The organism is Methylophaga sp. UBA4204, assembly GCF_002379485.1.
Taxonomy (GTDB): domain Bacteria; phylum Pseudomonadota; class Gammaproteobacteria; order Nitrosococcales; family Methylophagaceae; genus Methylophaga.
Window position 1 is genome coordinate 11147 of record NZ_DFTU01000080.1, and the last position, 545, is coordinate 11691.

Consider the following 545-nt stretch of genomic DNA (forward strand, 5'->3'; position numbering starts at 1 on the left):
GCACCACTGCCTGCACCGCTTGCTAACATCAGCGGAGTCACCCCCAGCATGAAAGTAAGTGCTGTCATGGCAATTGGGCGCAGACGCATTCTGATGGCTTCCAGTGTCGCCTCCGATAGCGACTTACCCTCTTCATAAAGGGATTTAGCAAATTCGACGATTAAAATGGCATTTCGAGCCGATAAACCTATGGTGGTTAATAGGCCAACCTGAAAGTAGATGTCATTGGACATTCCTCTGCTTAAGGCAAACAGCACAGCTCCAAGTACACCCAGCGGAACCACCAGCATGACAGAGAAAGGTACCGACCAGCTTTCATATAAAGCGGCTAAAAACAGAAATACCACCAGAATCGATAACGCATATAAAAGTGGTGCCTGGGCCCCGGATGCACGTTCCTGTAAAGACAGGGCTGTCCATTCATAGCCAAAGCCCTCAGGTAATTGATCAACTAGTTCTTCCATGGCTTGCATGGCTTCACCTGAGCTTAATCCTGCGGCGGCTTGTCCCTGAATGTTCATCGCAGGAACACCATTGTAGCGTTC

1 protein-coding gene is annotated in these 545 nt (G+C 49.4%); it reads right to left on the reverse strand.

The features are described from left to right. Nucleotides 1-545 (reverse strand): efflux RND transporter permease subunit (locus B3182_RS12005; RefSeq protein WP_292752876.1); only part of this gene is annotated, 545 nt, incomplete at both ends.